Here is a 19,559-nt window from a genome sequence, read left to right as displayed (position 1 = left end):
CGCGCCACTGACCGGGCGCAAGACGCAGGAAAATCATGACCAAGGCGCAGCATATCACCGTGGGCGGCGCGCCCGAAGGCTTTGACGCCACGCTCATTCTGGCCGAAGTGGCCAAGACCGGCGCGCCGGTTCTGCATATCGCGCGGGATGACAAGCGTTTGGTGGCGATGCAGGCGGCGTTGCGGTTCTTTGCGCCGGACATGCCGGTGATGACCTTTCCGGGGTGGGATTGCCTGCCCTATGATCGCGTTTCACCCAATGCCGAAATCAGCGCGACGCGGATGGCGACGCTGGCGGGGTTGGCGCATGGCGGTCCGTCGCAATTCGTCCTTCTGACCACGCTCAATGCCGCCACGCAGCGGGTGCCCGCGCGCGATGTGCTGCGCGGTGCGGCCTTTGTCGCCGCGGTGGGCGAGCGGGTCGATGAAAAGGCGTTGCGCGAGTTTCTGGTGCGGATGGGGTTCACGCAGGCCCCCACGGTGACTGAGCCGGGGGACTATGCGCTGCGCGGCGGGATCATCGACATTTACCCGCCGGGCGAGGGGGGGCCAGTGCGGCTTGACCTCTTTGGTGATGTGCTGGACGGGGTGCGTCGGTTTGATCCGGGCACGCAGCGCACCACGGAAAAGCTGGACCGTGTGGAGTTGGCCCCGGTGTCCGAGGTCATTCTGGACGAAGAGGCGATCCGACGCTTTCGCCAGAATTACCGGATCGAATTTGGCGCGGCGGGCACGGATGATCCACTCTACGAGGCGGTGAGTGCCGGGCGCAAACATGCCGGGGTCGAACATTGGTTGCCGTTCTTTCACGAGCGGCTGGAGGGGCTTTTTGATTATCTGCCCGGGGCCACGATCACCCTCGATGAGCAGGTGACGCCGCAACGCCTGGCGCGTTGGGACAGTATCGCGGATCAATACGAGACCCGGCATCTGGCGCTGAGCCAGAAATCGCGGGGCGATACGGTCTACAAGCCGGTGGCGCCCGGTCTCTTGTATTTCGACGATGCCGCGTGGACGGCGGCGGTGGCGAACCGGCGCGTGTTGCAATTCGCGGCGCTGCCGCAGGCGACCGGGCCGGGGGTGATCGACGCGGGCGGGCGCATCGGGCGCAATTTCGCGCCTGAACGCCAGCAGGAAAACATCAACCTCTTCAGCGCGTTGAAGGATCATATTCAGGCAAAGCTAGAGAAGTCTCCGGTGCTGGTGGCGTCCTATTCCACGGGCGCGCGAGAGCGGCTTGAGGGGCTGTTGGAAGATGAGGGGCTGATCGGCGCGGTCGGGATCAGCAGTGCCAAGGGCATCGGCAAGCATGGGCTGCATCTGGCGGTTTGGCCGCTCGAGAGCGGGTTTGACGCGCCGGGGCTGACAGTGATTTCCGAACAGGATGTGCTGGGCGAGCGGTTGATCCGCGCGCCGCGACGGCGCCGGGCCGAGAATTTCCTGACCGAGGCGCAGAGCCTGAGCATCGGCGATCTGGTGGTGCATGTGGATCACGGCATCGGGCGGTACCTGGGACTGGAAGTGGTCACAGCCGCAGGCGCGGCGCATGAATGCCTCGTGCTGGAATATGCCGAAAGCTCCAAGCTCTATCTGCCGGTCGAGAATATCGAGCTTTTGTCGAAATACGGGCACGAAGAGGGGCTGCTTGACCGGCTGGGCGGCGGCGCCTGGCAGGCCAAGAAGGCGCGGCTGAAAGAGCGTATCCGCGAGATGGCAGATCGTCTGATCCGGGTGGCGGCCGAGCGCGCGTTGCGCAGCGCCCCCGTCATCGAGCCGGAACATCACGCCTGGGAGGCGTTTGCCGCGCGGTTTCCCTATCAGGAGACCGACGATCAGTTGCACGCGATCGAAGATGTGTTGAACGATCTGGGATCCGGCGCGCCGATGGATCGGTTGATCTGTGGCGATGTCGGCTTTGGCAAGACCGAGGTGGCAATGCGCGCGGCCTTTGTCGCCGCGATGTCCGGGCTACAGGTGGCGGTGATTGCGCCGACGACCTTGCTGGCGCGGCAGCATTATCAGGAATTCGCCTCGCGGTTCCGCGGCTTTCCCGTCAATGTGCGGCCCCTGTCGCGCTTTGTTTCCACGGGCGAGGCGGCCAAGACCCGCGATGCCATGGCGCGCGGCGAGGCGGATATTGTCGTGGGCACCCATGCCCTCTTGGCCAAGGGCATACGGTTCAAGAACCTCGGTCTCTTGATCATCGACGAGGAACAGCGCTTTGGCGTGGCGCATAAGGAGCGGTTGAAGCAATTGCGCTCTGATGTGCATGTGCTGACGCTGACCGCGACGCCCATACCGCGCACGCTGCAACTGTCGCTGTCGGGGGTGCGCGATCTGTCGATCATCAGCACGCCGCCCGTGGACCGTTTGTCGATCCGCACCTATGTGAGCGAGTTCGACAGTGTCACCGTGCGCGAGGCGCTCTTGCGCGAGCATTATCGCGGCGGGCAGTCGTTCTATGTGGTGCCGCGTATCAGCGATCTGCCGGAAATCGAGGATTTCCTGAAAACACAGGTGCCCGAGGTCAGTTATGTCATCGCCCACGGGCAGATGGCAGCGGGGGAACTCGACGAGCGGATGAACGCGTTCTACGACGGGAAATACGATGTGCTGCTGGCGACGACGATCGTCGAGTCGGGCCTCGATATTCCTACGGCCAATACGATGATCATCCACCGGGCCGATATGTTTGGCCTCAGCCAGCTTTATCAGATCCGGGGGCGGGTCGGGCGCTCGAAAACGCGCGCCTATGCCTACCTCACCACCAAGCCGCGCGTGCCGCTGACGCCGGGGGCGGAAAAGCGGCTGCGGGTGCTGGGCAGTCTCGACACATTGGGGGCGGGGTTCACGCTGGCCTCACAGGATCTCGATATTCGCGGGGCGGGCAATCTGCTGGGCGAGGAACAGTCCGGGCAGATGCGCGATGTGGGTTACGAGCTCTATCAATCCATGCTGGAAGAGGCGATTGCCAAGATCAAATCCGGCCAGATGGAAGGGCTGTCGGAGGGCGACGAGCAGTGGGCGCCACAGATCAATCTGGGCGTGCCTGTGCTGATCCCCGAGGATTATGTGCCCGATCTCGACGTGCGTCTGGGGCTCTACCGTCGCCTGAGCGGGTTGGAGACCAAGGTGGAGCTGGAAGGCTTTGCCGCCGAGTTGATCGACCGTTTTGGCAAGTTGCCGCGCGAAGTGAACATGCTGATGCTGGTGGTGCGGATCAAGGCGATGTGCAAACGCGCTGGCATTGCCAAGCTCGATGGCGGGCCGAAAGGGGCCACGATCCAGTTTCACAACGACAAATTCGCCTCGCCGCAGGGCTTGGTGGAGTTCATCAATGACGAGCGGGGATTGGCCAAGGTGCGCGACAACAAGATCGTGGTGCGCCGCGACTGGAAGGGCGAGAGCGACCGGATCAAGGGGGCCTTTGGGATCGCCCGCGATCTGGCGGAGAAGGTCGTGGCCGAGGCCAAGCGCGCGAAGGGGTGAGGACGGGGTGGGGGCGCTGCCCCCGTCCCGGATTTTATCCGGGACTCCCCTGAGGTATTTTGGGCCAGATGAAGCGGCGGGCGATCAGCCCGCGATGGAGGCACGGTAGATGTCGTCGATGGATTTCGCGATGGTGGCGTTGAATTCGGCATCCGATTGCTGCACCGAGAGACCTTCGGTCAGGGCGCGGCTGAAGCTGGCGATGACGCCGCGATTTTGCGCCAGACGAGCGTTGGCCTCTTCCCGGCTATAGCCGCCCGAGAGCGCCACGACGCGCAGCACGCGGGGGTGGTTGACGAGGCTCTCGTAGAGGTTCGGGGATTCGGGCAGGGTGAGTTTGAGCATCACCTCTTGATCGGCCGGCAGCGCGTCAAGCTGGGCGAGGATGGCGGCGCGCAGGATTTCTTCGGCTTCGGCCTTGTCCTTGATCGAAATGGTCACTTCGGGCTCGATGATCGGCACGAGGCCATGACCGAGGATCTGCTGTCCCACGTCGAATTGCTGGGCCACGACGGCCTCGATGCCCGCAGGGTTGGCGGCGTCGATGACAGAGCGCATCTTGGTGCCGAAAATGCCCGCTTTGACCGCGCGGTCCAGGAGCGGATCGAGATTGGGCATGGGTTTCATCAGCTTGACGCCCTCGGTATCCCCGGCGAGCCCCTGGTCGACCTTGAGAAAGGGGACGACGCCGCGTTCTTGCCAGAGGAAGGCGGGCGAGGGTTTGCCGCCGATGTCGCGGTCCATGGTCATCTCGAACAGGATCGCGCCCAGAACCTTGTCGCCGGTGAATTCCGGTGCCTGCGCGATGCGCGCGCGCATGGCGTGCACCAGATCGAACATTTCCGCCTCGGAGCCATAGGCGCTTTCTTCGATTCCGTAGAGGCGCAGTGCCTTGGGGGTGGAGCCGCCCGACTGGTCGAGGGCGGCGATAAAGCCTTGGCCCGCGCGGAGTTTGTTGGCCTGTTCGGTCTTGCTCATATGGAACACCCCTGAAGCATTAAATGATCTCGCGCCCTCTTAGGCGAGGGGCGCGGGGCTTGCAATCGTGGTGGCGCTAACAGGCGGGCGCTGTGATCTTGCTCAGGACTTGAGTGCTGCAACGCCGGGCAGATCCTTGCCTTCCATCCATTCGAGAAAGGCACCGCCTGCCGTCGAGATATAGGTGAACCCCTCGGCGGCACCGGATTTGTTGAGCGCCGCCACGGTATCGCCGCCCCCTGCGACGGAGGTCAGCTTGCCCGCCTGGCTGAGCTCTGCGGCGTGCGTGGCGGCGGCGTTGGTGGCGGCATCGAAGGGGGAGATTTCGAACGCGCCAAGCGGGCCGTTCCAGATCAGCGTCTTGGCGGCATCGAGCGTGGCGATGATATGGGCCACGGCCTGCGGTCCGGCGTCAAGGATCATGGCATCGGGCGGGCAGGCATGGGCACCCACCACCTCATGCGCGGCACCGGCGGCAAAGTCGCGCGCCACGACCACATCGGCGGGAAGCAGGATCTTGCAGCCCGCCGCCCCTGCCTTGAGCATGATCTCGCGGGCGGTATCGGCCATGTCGTGTTCGCAGAGCGATTTGCCCACATCGAGGCCCATGGCCGCGAGGAAGGTATTGGCCATGCCGCCGCCGATGATGAGGCTGTCCACCTTTGCCACGAGATTGCCCAGGAGGTCGAGCTTGGTCGAGACCTTGGCGCCGCCGACAACGGCCACGACCGGGCGTTTCGGGGTGCCAAGGGCGGCCTCGAGCGCCTGCAATTCCGCCTGCATCAGGCGGCCCGCGCAGGAGGGCAGGTGATGCGCCAGCCCTTCGGTTGAGGCATGGGCGCGATGGGCGGCGGAAAAGGCATCGTTGCAATAGACATCGCCAAGCTGTGCCAGACGCGCGGCAAAGGCGGGATCGTTCGCCTCTTCGCCGGGGTGAAAGCGGATGTTTTCGAGCAGCAGCACGTCAGAGGCCAGCGCCTCGTCCGTCAGGTTTTCGGCCCCTTCGAGGGTCTCGATCAGCCGCACCTTGCGGCCCAAGGCGGCCTCGAGCGCGGGCACGGTCACGCGCAGGGACATGTCCAGCACGACCTTGCCCTTGGGGCGCCCGAAATGCGCCAGAAGGATGGGCCGTCCGCCCTTGGCCAGAATGTCGAGAACGGTGGGGGCGATCCGGTCGATCCGGGTGGCGTCGGTGACAAGGCCGTTTTCAACGGGGACGTTGATATCGACGCGCACCAGCACGCGCTTGCCGGTCAGATCCATGTCGTCAAGGGTTTTCCAGCTCATGCCACATGCCTCCCGAAATCTGGTCGCGCCTCTATTGGCGCGGGTCTTTGCCAGCGTCAACCTCTGTGCTTGGCAATCGCGCGGGAACCGCCTAGGTATCTGGGCATATTTATCAAGGAGAGCCCCATGGCCGAGATCAAGGACCCCGAGAACACCATTCTGATGGAGCTGAAGGGTGGCACTGTCACCATCGAGCTGTTGCCTGCCATCGCGCCGGGCCATTGCGAACGGATGAAGGAACTGGCCCGCGCAGGGCACTATGACAACGTGGCCTTTCACCGTGTGATCGACGGCTTCATGGCGCAGACTGGCGATGTTCAGCACGCGAATATGGAAAAGGATTACAATCCGCGCATGGCTGGCACAGGCGGCAGCGACCTGCCCGATCTAAAGGCCGAGTTTTCCAAGATCCCGCATGATCGCGGCACGCTGGGGGCGGCACGCAGCCAGAACCCCAACAGCGCCAACAGCCAGTTCTTTATCAATTTCAGCGACAACCATTTCCTGAATGGTCAATACACGGTCTATGGCCGGGTGATCGCGGGCATGGAGCATGTCGATGCCATCACGCGCGGCGAGCCGCCCGCGAACCCGGACCGGATGATCAGCGTCAAGGTGGCCGCAGATGTATAAGATCGCACTTGCACTGAGCCTGCTGGCAGGTCCTGCGCTTGCGACGGGGCTCGAGATCGAAATCGCTGGCGAGGCCAATGGCATCGTCAAGATTGACCTCTTTGAGGATATCGCGCCGGGGCATGTGGAACAGATCACCGTGCTGGCCGCTGAGGGGGCCTATGACGGGGTTGTGTTTCACCGGGTGATCGAAGGCTTCATGGCGCAGACCGGGGATGTGCAATTTGGCAAGCTGGAGGGCGGCGACATGAGCCGCGCGGGCATGGGCGGCAGCGCTCGGCCCGACCTCAAGGCCGAATTTTCGGACAAGCCGTTCCTGCGCGGTGTGGTCGGCATGGCGCGCGCTCAGAACCCGAATTCCGCGAACAGCCAGTTCTTTATCATGTTCGATGCGGGTGAGTTCCTGAACGGGCAATATACCGTGGTCGGTGAAGTCACCGAAGGCATGGAGATCGTCGATGCGATCAAGCGCGGCAACGGGCCGAATGGGGCCGTGATCGGCCAGCCTGATGTGATGACGAAAGTCACTGTGACCGAATAAGCATGTCAGTCGCCCCCACATGCGTCCCGGAGCCTCTGGCCCATGGGGTTTGGGGTGTGGCGGGCGGCCCTGTGATCTGGCGCGGCGGCGTTGCGATGCCGCTGCGCACGGTCGTGATCGAGCTGTCAGGCGGTGCGCTATGGGTGCATGCGCCGGGGGTCTTGACCGACGGGCTGCGCGACTGGCTCGAGACACGCGGGCGCGTGGCGCATATCGTGCTGCCCCATGCTCCGGAATTGCCGCATCTCGGCGATTGGCAGGCGGCCTATCCCGGCGCGCGGATCTGGCGCGGGGCAGAGGTGAAAACCGCCTCTTGGGCGGGCGAGATCAAGCCGCTCGTGCTGGAGGGGGCGCAGACCGAGGTTGTCTTTCTGCATCAGGCCAGCCGTTCTGCCATCCTCTCACGGCTCATCATCGCGGTGGAGACCGCGCCGTTGCCCGTCTGGATGCGCCCGCTGGTCTGGCTGGCGGGGATCGACGACAGCGATGGCAAACCGCCCTTGGGCCTGGCGGGGCGTCTGGGCGGGCGCAAGGCGGTGGGGGATCTGGTCGAGCAGGTGCTGGACTGGGGCCCCGAGCGGCTGATCCTGACCCATGGGCGGTGCTACACGCGCGACGCCAGTGGCGAGGTCAAGCGCGCCTTTCGTCGCCTGATGCGGGACCGGCTGTGGGACCGGGCGCTGAGCGAGGCGCGGCGCGGCTGATGCGGGGTCACAATTGCGTGGGGTGGGCTGGTTCGAATCCTGTACCTTCCGCATTCTTGGTGCAGACCCGATGCCACGACAGGATCCGCCATGCCCCGTTTCCTTGCCCTGCTGACATCCCTGATGCTGATTGCCTCGTTGGTCCATGCCGATCCCCGGTCTTGGCGGGCGGAATGGCCGCAAACGAATTTCGACAAGACTACCGTGCGCGACTGGTCCGAAATCGTGTCGGGTGGGCCGCCCAAGGATGGGATACCGGCCATTACCGGGCCGAAATATCGCAAAGCATCCACGGAGAGGCGGATTGCGGACTTAGAGCCGGTGATCACGCTGGAAATCCCCGGCACGCAGCCGCGCGCCTACCCAATCCGCTACCTCACCTGGCATGAGATCGTGAATGACACGGTGGGGGGGGTGCCGGTGGCGGTCACATTCTGCCCCTTGTGCAATTCCGGCATGACATTCGACCGGCGTACGGCGCGGGGGGTGCTGACATTCGGCGTGTCGGGCAAGCTGCGCCACTCGGATATGGTGATGTATGACCGCGAGACCCAAAGCTGGTGGCAACAGGCGATTGGCGAGGCGGTCGTCGGCGATCTGACGGGCACCACGCTCAAGCAGATGCCGAGCTGGATGGAAAGCTGGGATCAGTTCCGCGCCCGCAATCCGGATGGTTTGGTGATGGACGAGCCGGCCTATAACCGGTCCTACGGACGCAATCCCTATCGGGGCTATGATACTTCGGCGCGGCCGTTTCTCTACAATGGCGAGGACCCGCCGCATGGAATTGCGCCGCTCGAGCGGGTGGTGCGGGTGGGCAACCGGGCCTGGCCCTTGACGCGGGTTCGGGCAGTGGGGGGGGTGACGGAGGCAGGGGTGAGGATCAGCTGGGAGGCGGGGCAGGCCTCGGCGCTGGATCACGGGACCATTGCCAAAGGCCGCGACGTGGGCACGGTGCGGGTGCGCGACGGGCAGGGGCGCGATGTGCCGCATGACGTGATGTTCGCCTTTGCGTTTCATGCGTTCTGGCCCAAGGGGGTGTGGATGGTAAGGTGAAGGGGATTGCGTGATCCGCTGAGATGCCGCGCGGTCGCTGGTCCGCGGGACGGCCCAGCGATCCGCGCGGGGGGGCATTTCGGGCATGAGGTCCTCGGGTCGAGCCCGAGGATGACAGAGGCAACACGCCCGAGGGGTGTGGGGCAAAACGGGACGCTGCGCTTGACTTCTGCGCGCGGGGCCTCCATATCGCACTCAACCGACGTTTCCTGCCGCGTGAGCAGCACTGCCCAAATGGGCGTATCTTATGAAATGTCGCGGATGATCCCAAAATCACGCGTGGGGCCAAACACCTGTCAGAGTGCAGGGGGCATGCGGTCCCTTGGCTGCTGGTTGGTGAAACCACGACGACCGGGCGGTGTCTATCACCGCCTGTGACGGGCTGCGGGATGTCCTCGCGCCCCTGAAAGGATACGACTTGAACCTATTTGACGAAATGGGCCTGCCTGCTGCATTGGTGCGCAAGCTGGCCACCGCAGGCATCACCGAGCCGACGCCGATCCAGACCCATGCCATTCCGCATGCGCTGAACGGGTTTGACGTTCTGGGCCTTGCGCAGACCGGCACTGGCAAGACCATGGCCTTTGGCCTGCCCCTGATCACAGCGCTGATGGAGGCACCGGGCAAGCCTGCGCCCAAGACCATCCGCAGCCTCATTCTCGCGCCCACGCGCGAACTGGCCAGCCAGATCCGCGACGCGCTCTTGCCGCTGGTCAAGGACAGCCCGATCAAGATCAATCTTGTGGTGGGCGGTGCCTCGATCAATCCGCAGATCAAGCGGTTGGAGCAGGGCACCGACATTCTGGTGGCGACACCGGGGCGGTTGCTTGACCTCATCGACCGGCGCGCGGTGCGTCTGGATGCGGCGCGCTTTCTCGTGCTGGACGAGGCCGATCAGATGCTTGATCTGGGCTTTATCCATGCGCTGCGCCGGATTGCGGGTCTCTTGGCGGCAGAGCGTCAGACGATGCTGTTTTCGGCCACCATGCCCAAGCAGATGGAAGAGCTGGCCAGTAGCTACCTCAAGAATCCCAAGCGGGTGCAGGTCAGCCCGCCGGGCAAGGCCGCCGATAAGGTCACGCAGGAGGTGCATTTTGTCGCCAAGGCGGCCAAGCCCGACCTGCTGATCGAGATGTTGGCCAAGCACAAAAACGAATTGGCACTGGTCTTTGGTCGCACCAAGCACGGATCGGACAAGCTGGCCAAGCGGCTGGAACAGGCCGGGTACAGCGTGGCGGCGATCCATGGCAACAAGAGCCAGGGTCAGCGCGAGCGCGCGCTCAAGGCGTTCCGTGATGGTCAGGTCAAGATCCTCGTGGCGACCGATGTGGCGGCGCGGGGCCTTGATATTCCCAACGTCAAGCACGTCTATAATTACGAGTTGCCGAATGTACCCGACAACTATGTTCACCGGATTGGCCGGACCGCGCGGGCGGGCCGGGACGGGGCGGCGATTGCCTTCTGCGCGCCTGACGAGATGGGCGAGTTGAAGGATATTCAAAAGGTGTTGGGCACGACGATCCCGGTGGCCTCGGGCCGTCCTTGGGAAGTGCTGCCCGATCCGAAATCGCCCAAGCTCGCGGCGGGGCGCGGTGGGCCGCGCCGACGCAGTGGTGGCGGTGGCTTCAACGGAGGCGGCCAGCAGGGCAAGCCGGGGGCCGGTGGCGGTCGTCGGCGCAAGCCTGGCGGCGGTGGTGGCGCGCGGTCGAACGCGGCCTGATCAATACGAAGGCGCCGGGGGTCATTCCCCGGCGTTTTTCATGTGCCGCAGAATGTGTTTTCGACCACCTCCGCCGGTGTCGGCGGGCGTTTGAGATCATCCGCGTCGGGCCGATCCGTGTAGGGGCGTGCCAAGACGTCGAGCAACCGCTCGAAAGGCGCGTAATCACCCGCAACGGCGGCCTCGATCATTTGTTCAACCCGGTGATTGCGGGGGATGAAGGCCGGGTTGGCGGCGCGCATCACCGCCTCTGGGTCTGGTTCCCGCGCGATGCGGGCGCGCCAGAGCGGCTCCCATGTATCAAAGGCTGCGCGATCGAGGAACTGATCGCGCGCTGTGCCATCAAGAAGCCCCCGGAAGGTATTGGTGAAATCCGCCCGCCCCTCGGCCATCCGTGCGAGCAGATCGGCGATGAGGGCGGCATCTTCGGCCGTCGCCTCGGCAATGCCGATCTTGCGGCCAAAGGCGCGGCGCCATTCGACCTCGATCTGGTCGGGCATGGCATGAACGAGCGCGGTGAAATCCTCGATCGCCTCGTCCAGATCGGGCATGAGGGGCACCAGCGCCGTCGCCAGTTGCGCCATGTTCCAGACGATCACATGCGCCTGATTGTCATAGGCATAGCGCCCGCGCGTATCAATCGAACTGAACACGGTCTGTGGATGGTAGACATCCATGAAGGCGCAGGGCCCATAGTCGATGGTTTCGCCGGAAATGGTTGTGTTGTCGGTGTTCATCACCCCATGGATAAAGCCGATGGAAAGCCAGCCCGCCACCAGCCGCGCTTGGGCGCGGATCACCTCGGCCAAGAGATGCGCTGGGCCTTCGACATGGGGATAGTGCCGCGCGACGGTATAGTCATAGAGGGTGCGCAACCCGTCGAGATCGCGGCGGGCTGCGAAGAACTGGAAGGTTCCGACGCGCAGATGGCTGGCGGCCACGCGGGTCAACACCGCGCCGGGCAGGCCGCCCGCCTCGCGATAAACCGGCTCGCCGGTCAGGGTGGCGGCGAGGGCTCGGGTGGTGGGCTGGCCAAGGGCGTGCATGGCCTCGGACACCACATATTCGCGCAGGACCGGGCCAAGCCATGCGCGCCCATCGCCCATCCGGCTATAGGGGGTCGGGCCAGAGCCCTTGAGCTGGATGTCGCGGCGCTGGCCGTTGCGGTCAATCACCTCGCCCAACAGGAGCGCGCGCCCATCGCCCAGTTGCGGCGAGAAGCCCCCGAACTGATGACCGGCGTAGACCTGGGCCAAGGGGCAGGCACCCTCGGGCACCTGATTGCCGGAAAAGATACTGGCAAGCTCGGTTTCGCTGGCCTCGGCTATGCCCAGTTCGGCGGCCAGATCCCGGTTGAAGCGGATCAGATGCGGGGCGCGCACGGGCAGGGCCGCTTGCTGCGTGTAGAACCGCGCGGGCAGATTGGCGTAGCTGTTTTGGAACGGGATCAGTCGGGTCATGTAGTTTACCTAGGGTCAAGCGCGGAAAAGTCTAGAGCGCGCAGGTCATGAGGCTGTAGGCATCGCGCGGCTCGAAGCGCAGTTTGCGATACAGGGCGCGCACCTTGTCATTGTCGCGTCGGACTTCGAGATGCAGGGCCTTCAGCCCGGCACCGGCAAGAGCCTTGGGCAGGCTGACCATCACCTCGGAGCCGATGCCGCGCCCGCGCACACCGGGGCGGATGTAGAATTCATCGACATAGCCATCGAGCCCGCCAAATTCGACCGACCAGCCAAAGCTGATGACGATATAGCCGATGGGCGCGCGGCCCGGTCCGATCAAATAGGTTACGCCATGCGGGCTGCCTTCGAGCATGGGCAAAAGCGCGGCACGGCGGGTGCTGTCGGACTGGACAATGCCGGCTTCGTCGTGAAAGGCGGCGACCAGCGGCAAAAGCCGGTCCAGATCATCGGGCCGGGCGAGGCTGAGGGCGGTGGTCATAGGCGCGAGAGCCTTTCAGTGAGCAGGTCAAAGAAATCCTGCGAGCGAATATCGTGGATGAATGTGGCATTGGCGGGGCGTTTGGTGACACCCCACCAATCCACCACGGTCATGCCCATGGTCAACTCGGATCCGGTCTCGATTTCCACATTGACGCGGCGGGCGGTGAAGAGATCAGGGCGCAAGAGCCAGCCAATCGTGCAGGGGTCGTGCAGCGGCGCGCCGTCGGTGCCGTGGCGTTCGGGGTGGTAGCGTTCATAGAACCCGGTGAGCGCGCCAACCGCCGCCCCCACGGGCGTGCCGAGGGCGTGAAAGGCGGCATTGCGGGAGGGGGTGACGAGGGCCTTGTGAGTCACATCGAGCGGCAGCATCGTGAGCGGTGCACCGGAGGCCAGAACGCAGGCGGCAGCCTCGGGGTCGACATGGATGTTGAACTCTGCCGCCGGGGTCACATTGCCATGCGCCGCGTGCGCGCCGCCCATGAGCACGATTTCCTGAACGCGCGCGATGATGTCGGGGGCGTGCCGAAAGGCGGTGGCGATATTGGTGAGAGGGCCAATGGGCACCAGTGTAACCGTGCCAGAGGGGCGCGCGCGCAGGGTGTCGATCAGAAACTCGACGGCGTGCCGCTCCGCAAGCGGCATGGTCGGTTCGGGCAGGTCGGGGCCATCAAGTCCAGAGCGGCCATGCACATGCTCTGCCGTGATCAGCGCGCGGCCAAGGGGGCGGTCGCACCCGGCGAAGACCGGCAGATCGGGGCGACCTGCCAATTCGCAGATCTTGCGCGCGTTGCGCGTGGTCAGGGCGAGCGGCACGTTGCCTGCCACGCAGGTCAGGCCCAGCACGTCGAGCGCCTCGGGGCAGGCGAGGGCAAAGAGGATCGCGACCGCATCATCCTGACCGGGATCGGTGTCTATGATGATCTGTCGTGCCGTCATGCCTGTCCTCACGGTGCCCGGCGCACCATGGGGCGGATGTGGCGAAATGTCCACCAGTGGCGTCGTGCGGAGGCGCGTGGCCGCCGATCCGAATCAACACCCGCGCGGCCTTGATGCCGCGACGCAGCATCAAGGCCGCGCCCGTGAAGTGTCGTCGCCGGGTGAGGGCAGGGCGGGGAAATTGCCCGCGGTCAGCAAAAAACCGCATAGATTTCCGCCTCTTGCCTCGGCTTTCTGTTTGGGTTTCGCAGCATTCTGGCTATAGTCCCCCCAACTGCCACAAAGTTACAAACAATAAGGCCGGGGGAGAGACCACCGATGATCCGATCGGAACTGATACAGAAAATCGCCGACGAGAACCCGCATCTTTATCAGCGCGACGTCGAGCGTATCGTCAATACCATCTTCAACGAAATCACCGATGCGCTGGCCGAGGGCAACCGCGTCGAATTGCGCGGCTTTGGTGCATTCTCGGTGAAAAAGCGGGATGCGCGCACAGGTCGCAATCCACGCACCGGCGAAAGCGTGCATGTTGAAGAGAAAAACGTGCCCTTTTTCAAGACCGGCAAGCTCTTGCGTGACCGGCTCAACGGAAAGTAATCCATGCGCTATATCCGCTATGCTTCGATTGCCATTTTCGCCCTTGCGCTGGTGCTGATTGCACTGGCCAATCGCGGGGCTGTGACCCTGCGGGTGTTGCCCGATGAATTGGCGGGCTTTGCCGCGCTCAATCCGACCTATGATCTGCCGCTTTTCATCGTGATCTTTGGCGGCATCCTGATGGGTTTGATTGTCGGGTTCATATGGGAATGGATTCGCGAGGCGGGCGAGCGGGCAGCCGCGGCGCGGCAGGCGCGGGAACTGGCCAGTTTGCGGGCCGAGATCAAGCGTCTGAAAGGCGAGCGGCATCAGGGCAAGGATGAGGTTCTGGCGCTTCTTGATCAGGCGAGCTAACCTGCACGCATGACAAGAAATATTCGTGTCAAAATTTGCGGCCTGACCGCCGCCGCTGACGTGTCGGCGGCGCTTGAGGCGGGTGCGGCCTATGTCGGGTTCGTGTTTTTCGAGAAATCGCCGCGTAATGTGGGGCTGACGCAGGCGCGGGCGCTTGCCTTGAGCGTGCCGCCGGGGGTGGCCAAGGTGGCGCTGACGGTGGATGCCGATGAGGCCACGCTCGATGCGCTCACGGATCAGGTGCCGCTCGATTTCCTGCAATTGCATGGGGATGAGAGCCCGGCGCGGGTGGCAGAGGTCAAATCGCGTTATGGGTTGCCGGTGATCAAGGCCATCGGGATCGCCGAAGCGGCGGATCTGGCGCAGATCGACGCTTATAGCGGTGTAGCCGATCAGCTTTTGATCGACGCCAAGCCACCACCGGGGGCGACACGACCGGGCGGCAATGCGCTGTCCTTTGACTGGGGCTTGATCGCGGGGCGCGACTGGGCATTGCCATGGCTTTTGGCGGGGGGGCTGAACCCTGACAACGTGGCCCTGGCGGTGGCGCGCACGGGCGCACGCCAACTTGATGTCTCAAGCGGGGTCGAGGCCGCGCCGGGGATCAAGGATGCGGATCTGATCCGCGCGTTTATCCGCAATGCCCAAGGTGCTTGAATTTCGCGAGCCGCGCCGTGATGAGGTTGCGCAGGTGGTTGCGCTTTTGCGCGACGATGTTCTGGGGCGGGGACGGGAACTGGGGGATACGGCCGAGTATCTGACCGCCTTTGACGCCATGCAGGCCGAGGGCAACAATCACCTCATTGTGGGCGTTGACGCGCAGGGCGCGGTTTTGGCCACCTATCAAATCACGATGATCAGCGGGCTGTCGCTTTTGGCGGCGCGTCGGGCGCAGGTGGAAAGCGTGCGGATTGCAAGGCATCTGCGTGGGCAGGGATTGGGGCATCTCATGTTCGCGGATGTCGAGGCGCGCGCGCGTGCTGCGGGATGCCGCTTGATCCAACTGACAATGAATGAAACCCGCACCGAGAGCCGCAGATTTTATGAAAGCCTTGGCTATACGGCTTCGCATGTCGGTTTCAAGCGGGCCTTGGATTAGGCGTTCCGGTTGACAGGCCCTAACCCGCAACGGATGCTTTGTGAAAGAGCGAAGAGAGGCTGTGATGACCCGTGATCCCGAGGATCTGAGCGATGTGTATGGGGCGAAGACGCCTGAGCAATCCCGCGCGATCTATAATGATTGGGCGCTGAGCTATGACGCCGATAATCTGGCGCGGGGGTTTCGATTGCCGGGCCTCGGGGCCGCGATGTTTGCGCGGTTCATGGGAACCAGCGAAGGCCCAGTGCTGGATGCCGCCTGTGGCACTGGGCTGGTGGCCGAGAGCCTGCGAACTCTGGGTTACGGACCGATCACTGGCTGCGATCTCTCACCCGGCATGCTGGCCGCGGCGCAGACAACGGGGCATTACGCCGATCTGGTCGAAGCGGAGATGGGCAGCGGTCTGCCCTTTGCCGATGACAGCTTTGCCGGGTTCGTCTGTGTCGGGGCCTTTGGTCCCGGACATGCCCCGGCGGAGAGCCTCATTCATCTGACCCGTGTGACGCGCCCCGGCGGCTTCGGTGTCTTTAACCTGCTTGAGGCAACGTGGAAGGCGCAGGGGTTTCAATCGGTGGTGGAATCGCTGGTGGACAGTGGCCAGATCCATATCGCGCAGCGGTCAGAGCCGTTCTTGCCCTTTCTTCTGGCTGAACCGGACCTGTGGTCGCGGCTCTATGTGATCCGCCGCCTCTGATTGCCCCGCTTTTCGCTGGAAAATCCCCTGCGCGTCCCATATTCATCCTCAGACTTTCCCGAATGACAAAGGCCCGAGACAATGAACGATCTCTTCAACAGCTTTATGACTGGCCCCGACGAAAAGGGCCGGTTCGGCGATTTCGGCGGGCGGTTCGTGTCGGAAACCCTGATGCCGCTCATTCTGGAACTGGAAGAGCAGTATGAGCATGCCAAGACCGATCCATCGTTCTGGGACGAGATGCATGATCTGTGGACGCATTATGTCGGCCGCCCCTCGCCGCTCTATTATGCCGACCGGCTGACGCAGCATCTGGGTGGGGCCAAGATTTACCTCAAGCGGGATGAGCTGAACCACACCGGCGCGCACAAAATCAACAATGTGCTGGGGCAGATCATCCTTGCCCGCCGGATGGGCAAGAAACGGATCATTGCGGAAACCGGTGCGGGTCAGCATGGGGTCGCGACGGCTACCGTTTGCGCCAAGTTCGGGCTGCAATGCGTGGTCTACATGGGCGCACATGATGTCGAGCGGCAGGCGCCCAATGTGTTCCGCATGCGTTTGCTTGGCGCCGAGGTGGTGCCGGTTACAAGCGGGCGTGGCACGCTCAAGGATGCGATGAACGATGCGCTGCGCGACTGGGTCACGAATGTGCGCGACACCTTCTATTGCATTGGCACGGTGGCGGGGCCGCATCCCTATCCCGCGATGGTGCGAGATTTCCAGTCGATCATCGGCAAGGAAACCAAAGAGCAGATGCAGGCCGCCGAAGGGCGTCTGCCCGATACGCTGGTGGCGGCGATTGGCGGCGGGTCGAATGCGATGGGGCTGTTCTATCCGTTCCTGGATGATCCGACCGTCAATATCATCGGGGTCGAGGCTGGGGGCCATGGTGTTGACGACCGTATGGAGCATTGCGCAAGCCTGACCGGCGGGCGGCCCGGCGTGTTGCATGGCAATCGCACATATCTCTTGCAGGATGCCGATGGGCAGATCCTTGAGGGACATTCGATTTCGGCAGGTCTGGATTATCCGGGCATTGGGCCGGAACACAGCTGGCTGCATGAGACGGGGCGTGCCAAATATGTGTCGATCACCGACACCGAGGCGCTGAAGGCGTTCCAGCTCTGCTGTGCGCAGGAGGGGATCATCCCGGCGCTGGAGCCGAGCCATGCCCTTGCCCATGTGATGAAGATCGCGCCGACCCTGCCCAAGGATCACCTCTTGGTGATGAATATGTGTGGGCGTGGCGACAAGGATATATTCACGGTCGCCAAGCATCTGGGCTTTGACATGAAGATCTGAGGCGCGTTCAGGGCATAAACCATGGTTTATGGTGGCGTATTTAAGCCCCGGTCCAGTGGCCGGGGCTTTTGCTTGGGGTCAATCTGGGCTCATCCGGGGGCATGCCGCCGCCGGTTCAGTGATAGACACCAGTGGAGATTGCTTATGAAACCTATCGTGTATGCCGCGCTTGCTACCCTTTTGCCCGTCATGGCTGAGGCCAGCCCCTTGATCGACACGGAGGTCACCGCGCTTCAGGCCGAGGGGTATGACCGGATCGAGGTCAAGACCGGGCGGACCCAGACCAAGATCGAGGCGATACGCGGCGCTGAAAAGCTGGAAGTGGTCTATGACAGCACCACCGGCGCCGTGCTCAAGCGCGAAATCGAGAGCGCCGAGTATGACGATGACATCTCGGTTGGGGTCAAGTATCGCAGCCGGGATCGCGATTTTGTCGGACGTGACAAGCGCGATGACGATTGACCGAAACGGGTCCAGCCGCCAGTCTGGCGGCTATCCGGCCTGCGCGCGGTTTCGCGTGCGGGCCTTGCTCTTGCCTGAGGGTGCCATGCGTCGCTTGATTCTGACCGCTTTGACCGCAACCGCAATTGTCCTTGCCGTGCCTGCGGGTGCACAGACCGCCGCCGATCGGATCGTGGCGCAGCTGCGGGGACAGGGGTTTGAGGACATCGCGGTCACGACGACGCTCTTGGGGCGGGTCCAGATCATCGCTCGTGAGGACGACACGCGGCGCGAGATCATCCTCAACCCCGCGACGGGGGCGATCCTGCGCGATTACTGGACCGACATTGACGACGACGGCAAGCGTAAGCGTAAGCGCAAAGGCAAGGACGATTACCTGCTCGACAGTGACGACGACAAACGGCGAAAGAAGGACGATGACTAAGACCTGCCGAGGATTGGGCGCATGAGGGCGCGGGCGGGGTATATCCTGCTTTTTGCGGTGCAACTCGCCTGCGCGTTCTTTTTTCTGTATGACATTCTGGCCAATCTCTTTGGTCTGCGCGTCACGCCGATCAACTGGCAGCTTTATGAGTTCATCGAGATTGGCGCGGCCTTTGGGCTTGTGATCGGGGTCATTGTGACGGCGCGGCTCATGGTGCTGTCGGCGCGGCGGCGCGACAAGGCGGAGTCCGATCTGCGACTGGCCTCGGGGGCCTTTATGGCGGTGCTGGAAGAGCGATTTACGGCATGGGGGCTGACCCCGGCAGAGCGTGACGTGGCGCTTTTTGCCATAAAGGGCGTATCCTCCAGCGATATTGCCACGCTGCGCAACACCTCGGAGGGGACGGTCAAGGCGCAGAGCACGGCGATATATCGCAAGGCTGGCGTGAACAGCCGCGCGCAGCTCTTGAGCCTCTTTATCGACGATCTGATGGAGGGGCCATTGCCGTCGGTGCCCGATGTTGGGTTGGCGGACCGTCAGGCCTTGAACACCTCATCGACCGGGACCTGAAGGGCGTTGGCGAGCGCATTGGTCTGAGAGGCCATGCCGATGACCGCGAGCAATTCGCCATGCTGTTCAGGCGTCATGCCCTTGGCGCGTGCGGCGGCGGTGTGGGAATGGGCGCAGTATTCGCAACCATTGGCGACCGACACGGCGATGTAGATCAGTTCCTTGGTCAGCGGGTCGATTGTGCCGGGGCCCATCACGGATTTGAGCCGGTCCCAGGTTGCGCGCAAGAGCGCCGGGTCATGGGCCAGCGCGCGCCAGAAATTGTTGATGAAATCGCTGCCACGGGTGGCGCGGATGTCGTCGAATACGGCGCGCGCCTCGGGGCTGGCCTCGGAATCGGACAGAAGGGGGACAGTCGCCATTCTCTCAGCTCTCCGGGGCGGCGTGCTCTTGCAGCACTTCGAACGGCACGATTTCGAGGGCGCGCACATGGGTGGCGTCGAGCCGCACCATGGGGGCGCAGCCCTCGTCATGGGCCTGAAGAAAGCGCGCGGCGCAGAGGCACCATTGATCGCCCGGTTTCAGGCCGGGAAACTGGAATTCCGGGTGCGGCGTGCTGAGGTCGTTGCCGACATACTTGGAAAAGGCCAGAAATTCAGCGGTCATCACCGCGCAGACCGTATGGCTGCCGTGGTCCGCGTCGCAGGTGTTGCAATGGCCGTCGCGGAAAAAGCCGGTGAGCGGCTTGGTCGAGCAGGCTTCCAGAGCCTCACCCAGAACATTACGGGCCTCATCCATGATCGTCATTGGGTCGGTCCTTTTGCT

General features: G+C 63.6%; 22 protein-coding genes. 15 read left to right on the top strand and 7 right to left on the bottom strand.

Translation table 11 applies throughout. From position 1 onward, the window contains the following. Positions 1-35 precede the first annotated feature (35 nt). Positions 36-3,488, top strand: a complete 3,453-nt coding sequence (gene mfd, locus AACZ65_RS06765; RefSeq protein ID WP_339669181.1) for a transcription-repair coupling factor — start codon at positions 36-38, stop codon at positions 3,486-3,488. Between the two features lie 84 nt (positions 3,489-3,572). Here mfd and AACZ65_RS06760 read toward each other — a convergent pair whose 3' ends face one another. Together AACZ65_RS06760 and AACZ65_RS06755 are read right to left on the bottom strand one after the other, a co-directional pair. Then, positions 3,573-4,466 (bottom strand): fructose bisphosphate aldolase, encoded by an 894-nt coding sequence (locus AACZ65_RS06760; RefSeq protein ID WP_339669179.1) that lies wholly within the window; start codon positions 4,464-4,466, stop codon positions 3,573-3,575. Positions 4,467-4,568: 102 nt separating this feature from the next. Next, a complete protein-coding gene (locus tag AACZ65_RS06755) occupies positions 4,569-5,753 on the bottom strand; it encodes a phosphoglycerate kinase (protein ID WP_339669176.1) in 1,185 nt (394 codons plus the stop codon). Between the two features lie 126 nt (positions 5,754-5,879). On the opposite strand from AACZ65_RS06755, the gene AACZ65_RS06750 reads away from it, so the two are divergent. The 5 genes from AACZ65_RS06750 to AACZ65_RS06730 all read left to right on the top strand — a co-directional run bounded on the left by AACZ65_RS06750 (position 5,880) and on the right by AACZ65_RS06730 (position 10,407). Further along, positions 5,880-6,386: a peptidylprolyl isomerase gene (locus tag AACZ65_RS06750; protein ID WP_037269353.1), complete on the top strand. Its 507-nt coding sequence runs from the start codon at positions 5,880-5,882 to the stop codon at positions 6,384-6,386. Beyond that, positions 6,379-6,927 carry a peptidylprolyl isomerase gene (locus tag AACZ65_RS06745; protein ID WP_339669170.1) on the top strand — a complete coding sequence of 183 codons (549 nt, stop codon included), beginning with the start codon at positions 6,379-6,381 and terminating at the stop codon, positions 6,925-6,927. Before AACZ65_RS06750 ends, AACZ65_RS06745 begins: the two co-directional genes overlap by 8 nt. 56 nt (positions 6,928-6,983) lie before the next feature. After that, positions 6,984-7,631 carry a DUF4336 domain-containing protein gene (locus AACZ65_RS06740; RefSeq protein WP_339669168.1) on the top strand — a complete coding sequence of 216 codons (648 nt, stop codon included), beginning with the start codon at positions 6,984-6,986 and terminating at the stop codon, positions 7,629-7,631. A 90-nt stretch (positions 7,632-7,721) separates the two neighbouring features. After that, positions 7,722-8,687, top strand: a complete 966-nt coding sequence (locus AACZ65_RS06735; protein WP_339669166.1) for a DUF3179 domain-containing (seleno)protein — start codon at positions 7,722-7,724, stop codon at positions 8,685-8,687. 418 nt (positions 8,688-9,105) lie between these two features. Then, entirely contained in the window at positions 9,106-10,407 is a 1,302-nt protein-coding gene (locus tag AACZ65_RS06730) for a DEAD/DEAH box helicase (RefSeq protein WP_339669163.1), read from the top strand. 38 nt (positions 10,408-10,445) lie between these two features. Here the strand turns inward: AACZ65_RS06730 and AACZ65_RS06725 are convergent, their stop codons facing one another. Genes AACZ65_RS06725 through AACZ65_RS06715 form a run of 3 tightly spaced genes read right to left on the bottom strand, consistent with a single transcriptional unit; the run spans position 10,446 to position 13,286 of the window. Further along, complete coding sequence (locus AACZ65_RS06725; protein WP_339669160.1) at positions 10,446-11,867, bottom strand: YdiU family protein; 1,422 nt, start codon at positions 11,865-11,867, stop codon at positions 10,446-10,448. Positions 11,868-11,898: 31 nt separating this feature from the next. Beyond that, on the bottom strand, positions 11,899-12,348 hold the full coding sequence (locus tag AACZ65_RS06720; RefSeq protein ID WP_339669158.1) for an N-acetyltransferase: 450 nt from the start codon (positions 12,346-12,348) through the stop codon (positions 11,899-11,901). Further along, positions 12,345-13,286 (bottom strand): nucleoside hydrolase, encoded by a 942-nt coding sequence (locus AACZ65_RS06715; RefSeq protein ID WP_339669155.1) that lies wholly within the window; start codon positions 13,284-13,286, stop codon positions 12,345-12,347. The genes AACZ65_RS06720 and AACZ65_RS06715 overlap by 4 nt, the downstream gene beginning before the upstream one ends. Positions 13,287-13,604: 318 nt before the next feature. On the opposite strand from AACZ65_RS06715, the gene ihfB reads away from it, so the two are divergent. The 9 genes from ihfB to AACZ65_RS06670 all read left to right on the top strand — a co-directional run bounded on the left by ihfB (position 13,605) and on the right by AACZ65_RS06670 (position 18,794). Then, a complete protein-coding gene (gene ihfB, locus AACZ65_RS06710) occupies positions 13,605-13,886 on the top strand; it encodes an integration host factor subunit beta (RefSeq protein ID WP_008282380.1) in 282 nt (93 codons plus the stop codon). Positions 13,887-13,889: 3 nt separating this feature from the next. Beyond that, a complete protein-coding gene (locus tag AACZ65_RS06705) occupies positions 13,890-14,240 on the top strand; it encodes a DUF1049 domain-containing protein (RefSeq protein WP_339669150.1) in 351 nt (116 codons plus the stop codon). Between the two features lie 9 nt (positions 14,241-14,249). Further along, positions 14,250-14,897 carry a phosphoribosylanthranilate isomerase gene (locus tag AACZ65_RS06700; protein WP_339669147.1) on the top strand — a complete coding sequence of 216 codons (648 nt, stop codon included), beginning with the start codon at positions 14,250-14,252 and terminating at the stop codon, positions 14,895-14,897. Continuing rightward, on the top strand, positions 14,881-15,339 hold the full coding sequence (locus AACZ65_RS06695; protein ID WP_339669144.1) for a GNAT family N-acetyltransferase: 459 nt from the start codon (positions 14,881-14,883) through the stop codon (positions 15,337-15,339). Before AACZ65_RS06700 ends, AACZ65_RS06695 begins: the two co-directional genes overlap by 17 nt. A 64-nt stretch (positions 15,340-15,403) precedes the next feature. After that, positions 15,404-16,033, top strand: coding sequence for a class I SAM-dependent methyltransferase (locus AACZ65_RS06690; RefSeq protein ID WP_339669141.1), 630 nt, complete (start codon positions 15,404-15,406; stop codon positions 16,031-16,033). Between the two features lie 81 nt (positions 16,034-16,114). Then, the gene (gene trpB / locus AACZ65_RS06685; protein WP_339669139.1) at positions 16,115-17,338 is read left to right on the top strand and encodes a tryptophan synthase subunit beta; all 1,224 of its coding nucleotides are present in this window, start codon (positions 16,115-16,117) and stop codon (positions 17,336-17,338) included. 144 nt (positions 17,339-17,482) lie between these two features. Beyond that, the gene (locus AACZ65_RS06680) at positions 17,483-17,800 is read left to right on the top strand and encodes a hypothetical protein (RefSeq protein ID WP_339669137.1); all 318 of its coding nucleotides are present in this window, start codon (positions 17,483-17,485) and stop codon (positions 17,798-17,800) included. Then, complete coding sequence (locus tag AACZ65_RS06675) at positions 17,790-18,224, top strand: hypothetical protein (RefSeq protein ID WP_339669134.1); 435 nt, start codon at positions 17,790-17,792, stop codon at positions 18,222-18,224. Before AACZ65_RS06680 ends, AACZ65_RS06675 begins: the two co-directional genes overlap by 11 nt. Positions 18,225-18,245: 21 nt before the next feature. Next, on the top strand, positions 18,246-18,794 hold the full coding sequence (locus AACZ65_RS06670; protein WP_339669132.1) for a helix-turn-helix transcriptional regulator: 549 nt from the start codon (positions 18,246-18,248) through the stop codon (positions 18,792-18,794). Here AACZ65_RS06670 and AACZ65_RS06665 read toward each other — a convergent pair. Continuing rightward, entirely contained in the window at positions 18,761-19,156 is a 396-nt protein-coding gene (locus AACZ65_RS06665) for a carboxymuconolactone decarboxylase family protein (RefSeq protein ID WP_339669130.1), read from the bottom strand. The two genes, AACZ65_RS06670 and AACZ65_RS06665, sit on opposite strands and share 34 nt — an antisense overlap. 4 nt (positions 19,157-19,160) lie before the next feature. After that, positions 19,161-19,541: a DUF2237 domain-containing protein gene (locus AACZ65_RS06660; RefSeq protein ID WP_339669127.1), complete on the bottom strand. Its 381-nt coding sequence runs from the start codon at positions 19,539-19,541 to the stop codon at positions 19,161-19,163. Positions 19,542-19,559 lie beyond the last annotated feature (18 nt).

It is taken from the genome of uncultured Roseovarius sp., assembly GCF_963972555.1.
In the GTDB taxonomy this organism is placed as follows: domain Bacteria; phylum Pseudomonadota; class Alphaproteobacteria; order Rhodobacterales; family Rhodobacteraceae; genus Roseovarius; species Roseovarius mucosus.
Note: the sequence above shows the minus strand (reverse complement) of the source record. Positions and strands in the feature narration are given on the sequence as shown.

What these genes read in the sequence shown, in the direction of transcription:
- ihfB (WP_008282380.1), top strand. Translation starts at nt 13,605, where the DNA reads ATGATCCGATCGGAACTGATACAGAAAATCGCCGACGAGAACCCGCAT.
- AACZ65_RS06670 (WP_339669132.1), top strand. Translation starts at nt 18,246, where the DNA reads ATGAGGGCGCGGGCGGGGTATATCCTGCTTTTTGCGGTGCAACTCGCC.
- AACZ65_RS06700 (WP_339669147.1), top strand. Translation starts at nt 14,250, where the DNA reads ATGACAAGAAATATTCGTGTCAAAATTTGCGGCCTGACCGCCGCCGCT.
- AACZ65_RS06725 (WP_339669160.1), bottom strand. Translation starts at nt 11,867, where the DNA reads ATGACCCGACTGATCCCGTTCCAAAACAGCTACGCCAATCTGCCCGCG.
- AACZ65_RS06760 (WP_339669179.1), bottom strand. Translation starts at nt 4,466, where the DNA reads ATGAGCAAGACCGAACAGGCCAACAAACTCCGCGCGGGCCAAGGCTTT.
- AACZ65_RS06690 (WP_339669141.1), top strand. Translation starts at nt 15,404, where the DNA reads ATGACCCGTGATCCCGAGGATCTGAGCGATGTGTATGGGGCGAAGACG.
- AACZ65_RS06745 (WP_339669170.1), top strand. Translation starts at nt 6,379, where the DNA reads ATGTATAAGATCGCACTTGCACTGAGCCTGCTGGCAGGTCCTGCGCTT.
- mfd (WP_339669181.1), top strand. Translation starts at nt 36, where the DNA reads ATGACCAAGGCGCAGCATATCACCGTGGGCGGCGCGCCCGAAGGCTTT.
- trpB (WP_339669139.1), top strand. Translation starts at nt 16,115, where the DNA reads ATGAACGATCTCTTCAACAGCTTTATGACTGGCCCCGACGAAAAGGGC.
- AACZ65_RS06695 (WP_339669144.1), top strand. Translation starts at nt 14,881, where the DNA reads ATGCCCAAGGTGCTTGAATTTCGCGAGCCGCGCCGTGATGAGGTTGCG.
- AACZ65_RS06675 (WP_339669134.1), top strand. Translation starts at nt 17,790, where the DNA reads ATGACGATTGACCGAAACGGGTCCAGCCGCCAGTCTGGCGGCTATCCG.
- AACZ65_RS06720 (WP_339669158.1), bottom strand. Translation starts at nt 12,348, where the DNA reads ATGACCACCGCCCTCAGCCTCGCCCGGCCCGATGATCTGGACCGGCTT.
- AACZ65_RS06735 (WP_339669166.1), top strand. Translation starts at nt 7,722, where the DNA reads ATGCCCCGTTTCCTTGCCCTGCTGACATCCCTGATGCTGATTGCCTCG.
- AACZ65_RS06665 (WP_339669130.1), bottom strand. Translation starts at nt 19,156, where the DNA reads ATGGCGACTGTCCCCCTTCTGTCCGATTCCGAGGCCAGCCCCGAGGCG.
- AACZ65_RS06750 (WP_037269353.1), top strand. Translation starts at nt 5,880, where the DNA reads ATGGCCGAGATCAAGGACCCCGAGAACACCATTCTGATGGAGCTGAAG.
- AACZ65_RS06755 (WP_339669176.1), bottom strand. Translation starts at nt 5,753, where the DNA reads ATGAGCTGGAAAACCCTTGACGACATGGATCTGACCGGCAAGCGCGTG.
- AACZ65_RS06660 (WP_339669127.1), bottom strand. Translation starts at nt 19,541, where the DNA reads ATGACGATCATGGATGAGGCCCGTAATGTTCTGGGTGAGGCTCTGGAA.
- AACZ65_RS06715 (WP_339669155.1), bottom strand. Translation starts at nt 13,286, where the DNA reads ATGACGGCACGACAGATCATCATAGACACCGATCCCGGTCAGGATGAT.
- AACZ65_RS06680 (WP_339669137.1), top strand. Translation starts at nt 17,483, where the DNA reads ATGAAACCTATCGTGTATGCCGCGCTTGCTACCCTTTTGCCCGTCATG.
- AACZ65_RS06705 (WP_339669150.1), top strand. Translation starts at nt 13,890, where the DNA reads ATGCGCTATATCCGCTATGCTTCGATTGCCATTTTCGCCCTTGCGCTG.